Annotated in this window: 2 protein-coding genes and 2 pseudogenes; all 4 read left to right on the top strand. The window is 49.6% G+C overall.

Features of this window, described 5'->3' with window-relative positions:
• Positions 1 to 325, top strand: a pseudogene (locus BWI97_RS27845) (hypothetical protein); the annotation flags it as partial.
• Positions 294 to 803, top strand: a complete 510-nt coding sequence (locus BWI97_RS26220) for a family 43 glycosylhydrolase (RefSeq protein ID WP_233208071.1) — start codon at positions 294 to 296, stop codon at positions 801 to 803. The pseudogene BWI97_RS27845 and the gene BWI97_RS26220, both read left to right, overlap by 32 nt.
• A 590-nt stretch (positions 804 to 1393) precedes the next feature.
• The gene (locus tag BWI97_RS26215; protein WP_102203416.1) at positions 1394 to 2026 is read left to right on the top strand and encodes a hypothetical protein; all 633 of its coding nucleotides are present in this window, start codon (positions 1394 to 1396) and stop codon (positions 2024 to 2026) included.
• Positions 1947 to 3917 (top strand): annotated as a pseudogene (locus tag BWI97_RS26210) (hypothetical protein); the annotation flags it as partial. The gene BWI97_RS26215 and the pseudogene BWI97_RS26210, both read left to right, overlap by 80 nt.

The following is a 3917-nucleotide window of genomic DNA, read 5'->3' as shown; positions in this document are numbered from 1 at the left end:
GCGGAAAGTTGCGTCGGAGGGAGTGAACGTCTATGCATCAAAAGACCTCATTCACTGGAAAAACGAAGGACTAGCCCTGGCTCAGTCCCAGGAACCTGCCAGCGACATCACGGTAGGTTGCCTCATGGAAAGACCCAAGGTCATTTATAACCCCCAAACGAAGCAGTACGTCATGTGGTTTCACCTGGAACTGGCGGGAAAAGGATACGACGCCGCCCGGGCGGGAGTGGCCGGTGAGTGCGACGCCTGCGGGACCGTACCGATTTGTATCCAGCTTTCGGCCGAACGGAAACATGTCCCGGGATATGACGCTGTTTGTGGATGAGGATGGCTCGGCGTACCAGATGTATTCTTCGCGTGATAATTACGATTTGCGGGTGGTGAAACTGAGCCATGATTACCTCACTGCTACGACGCAGGATTCCCTGTTATTTAGTTCACACCGGGAAGCTCCGGCTCTTTTCAAGCGAAATAACCGGTATTATCTGATTACCAGTGGCTGTACCGGATGGGACCCGAATGAGGCGACCGTTCACGAAGCTTCTTCCGTCTTTGGCCCCTGGAAGTTACTGGGCGATCCCATGCAGGGACCTTCCGCCAAGACCACATTCGGTGGACAGTCCACGTACGTGCAGCCGATTCAGGGGAAACCTGACACTTTTCTGTTTATGGCGGATCGATGGAATCCCAAGGATTTGAAAGACAGTCGATACCTGTGGTTGCCTGTATCCTTCGAAAAGGATCAGCCAATCATTCGATGGACGGACCAGTGGGATTTAAACGCAGGAACTAAAGGCTATTAATTAAATTATCTGAGTTAAAAATTAGTGCACCCCAAACTATGAATCAGGGAAAGGCTACATCCGTAACAGGAGTAGCCTTCTCTTATTATGGAAGTAAGTCATTAAGGGGTAGCTTCAATGGTACAAACGGATCCTGCCATGAATCGCTAGAGTAAAGCACTCTTTCATTTATGAATTTACGTATATATAAATACGTTAAATTATAAACACTTCGATTTTGCTTTTCATTCATAGTTTCAAAGTAATGAGTCACTGACCTGCTGGACTATTACTTTTCTCATCTTCTCATCAATTATCTAGTGCCTGCTTTACTCGCGATCTCAGCGGAAACCCCTTTCTGACTGACATTTAGCAGCCTTTTCCGAAAATGGATCCCTCTTTTGACCGAAAAGGACCCTCTATTTGTCTTTCAAAAGCCCTTGTTTTGTACAATAAGAAGTAATTCTTTGATCATTTTAATATAATTCGCCAAACCTCTATCCCTTATGAAACTGCTCCCTGACGGCTAGTTCTACGCTCCTAGTTTATGGATCACCTGTACGGATCTTCTTCGTACGTACGCTGCATTTTTTTTACAAACCTCTCTATGTATGATACATTCTAGACCTCTTTTTTTCTTTCTTTTTACCTGGCTTGTCGGCTTTTGCAGCTTTCAGGCGACAGCCCAAACCCCGCAATACGAACCGAACACCCGTCCGTTCGGCAGAAGCTTTCCTGGTATTACATCAGTAAGTAAGGCCAGGACAAACCAGGTAACCAAGAGTTCTTCACGAGCGAAAACCATTTCAAAAGCTATACTGGCGGATGCTTCGGACGCCAATCCACTGGACGTCACACAGCAGATCGTTAATCCCAGCTTTGAATCGGGTTTTAACGGTTGGGCTAACAACGACATGTATACGCAGTCCAATGACGGCCTGAATCCGTACAAACAGGGGAATACCTACGTTGAGCGTTGGCAAGGCGTGCCGCCGCTGCCGAACGTAAGCATATCCCAGACTATAACGGGCTTACCAAACGGTAAATACACGCTAACCGTTGGTGCACAGAATCTTTCCCAGAATCCGGAGGTTGGACAACCCGGTGCCTTTATCTACGGCAATGACAACCAGAAGGAAGTAACCGGAAGGGGCGATTATTCGGTTGGACATTCTGGTTGTGGACAGTACGCTGACTCTTGGCTTCAAAACCCAAAACTCCAAAGGGAACTGGGCGGGTTGTGATAACTTCCGGCTTCAGTACAAGGGTATTGCTCAGCAAGCGGTGAAAGAAAAGTTGCAGGCCCTGGTGGATTCGGCTACGATCCTGCTGGGTAAAAAAATGCAGAACACGAGTCGGGCAACCCTCGAAGGTGCCGTTGCCGCTGCCAAGCAAAGTTTGTCTGACAGTAATGCAGGGAGTGAATTGTATGATCGCATCAAGCAAGTGCAGGCAGGCCTAAAAGGAGCCGTGACATCCATCGATGCGTATAGCAAATTACAAACGGCTATTGACGCTGCCGAGGCTGAATACGGCAATGGCAGTGGGAAGGAAGCCGCTGCGTTTCGGACGGTCATTGATCAAAAGAAAGCATTATTCGCTAACCTTGATGCCTCACTGACTGATTTACAAAAGGCTCCCGATGAAATCAAGGCGGCCATTTTAGCATACCGCTACGCAAACGCGTCGGATAGTACGCCGCTGGATCTGACGCAACGCATCGTCAATCCCAGTTTTGAATCGGGTTTTACGGGCTGGGTTAATAATGGACTGCAAACGCAGGGCAATAATGATTTCAGTCCTCAGAAAGCGGGCAATACCTACGCCGAACGCTGGGTGAGTCGCCCGCCCTTGCCCAACGTAAGCATTTCCCAGCGGGTAACGGACCTGCCCACCGGAAAGTATACCTTAACCATTGGAGGACAGAACATTTCTCAGAGTCCCACGACGGGGCAACCGGGCGGTTTTGTATTTGGTAACATTTCCCAGTCAGAAGTAAAAGCCAAAGGTGAATATTCAGTCGATTTCCTGGTCGTGGATGGCACCGCTGTGGTGGGTTTTAAAACGGAAAACTCCAAAGGCAACTGGATGGCCTGCGATAATTTCCGGCTTTACTACAAGGGTGCGGCTCTCGATGAAATGAGAGCACGACTACAGGTTGTGATTGATTCAGCGACAAGCGTGCTGGCTAACAAAATGCGGAATAGCAATCGCTCAGCCCTCGAAGCGTCCGTGGCCGCCGGTAAAGCGACGCTGGATCAGAATGGAACGGATGTAGCGGGGCGAATTGCTCAACTGGAAAGGGATCTGAAAACGGCCCGGATCTCCGTTGACGCGTATGGAAAATTACAAATCGCTGTGGATTCGGCCCTTGGCGTATACGGGGATGGTACAGGTAGTGGAGCGGCTGCGTTCAAAGCAGTGATTGACCAGAGTACAACGCTGGTCAACAACCTTGACGCCGAATTGAGCAATGTGCAGAAAACTCCCCGTGAGCTCTATGAAGCTATGCTCATGTTCAGAGTTGCCAACGCAACTGGCTCCGCTCCGGTAGTAGTTACGGATCCACGGTTTGCTCGCGGAGCTACGATGGCCTTCGGACGTAGTACCGTTTCCGGCGTTGCTCAAAAGGATATTGTCGAACAGGGTTTCTGCTGGAGTACCACGCCGGATCCGAAAATTTTTGATAACCGGACGACCAAATTCTTCTCGAGCAATGGGGCCATTTACCGACTCGAAAACCTGCAACCCGCAACTATTTACTACATGCGGGCCTACGCCATCGGGCCGAATTTCGCGGTAGGTTACGGTAAAGTACTGAAAGTGATCACGATTCCGATGGGTACGGTCACGTACGAATTGCGGGAAAGTGTGATAAATGGGGGAGCGGATAACCGTGATCGCATCGATCAGGCGGTGAAATCAGGCGTGTATTATTACAACAACCTGACCAGCGTTAAGGATCATCATTTGTCGGTGAATTACAATGCCGGCACGCCAACCGCAGAAGCCAGTTATGGTGGATACATGCAGTTTGGTGCCAACCCGAGCTATCAGCGAACGGGAACGGCCCTGCACGAAATGAATCACACCATTGGGGTCGGGACAGCACTGGATCTGGTATGGCGGGAACTC

This window comes from Siphonobacter sp. BAB-5405 (assembly GCF_002872335.1).
GTDB lineage: Bacteria > Bacteroidota > Bacteroidia > Cytophagales > Spirosomataceae > Siphonobacter.
Note: the sequence above shows the minus strand (reverse complement) of the source record. Positions and strands in the feature narration are given on the sequence as shown.

Bases quoted from the DNA above. Each gene is read 5' to 3' on its own strand.
- BWI97_RS26220 (WP_233208071.1), top strand. From the start codon at position 294: ATGTCCCGGGATATGACGCTGTTTGTGGATGAGGATGGCTCGGCGTAC.
- BWI97_RS26215 (WP_102203416.1), top strand. From the start codon at position 1,394: ATGATACATTCTAGACCTCTTTTTTTCTTTCTTTTTACCTGGCTTGTC.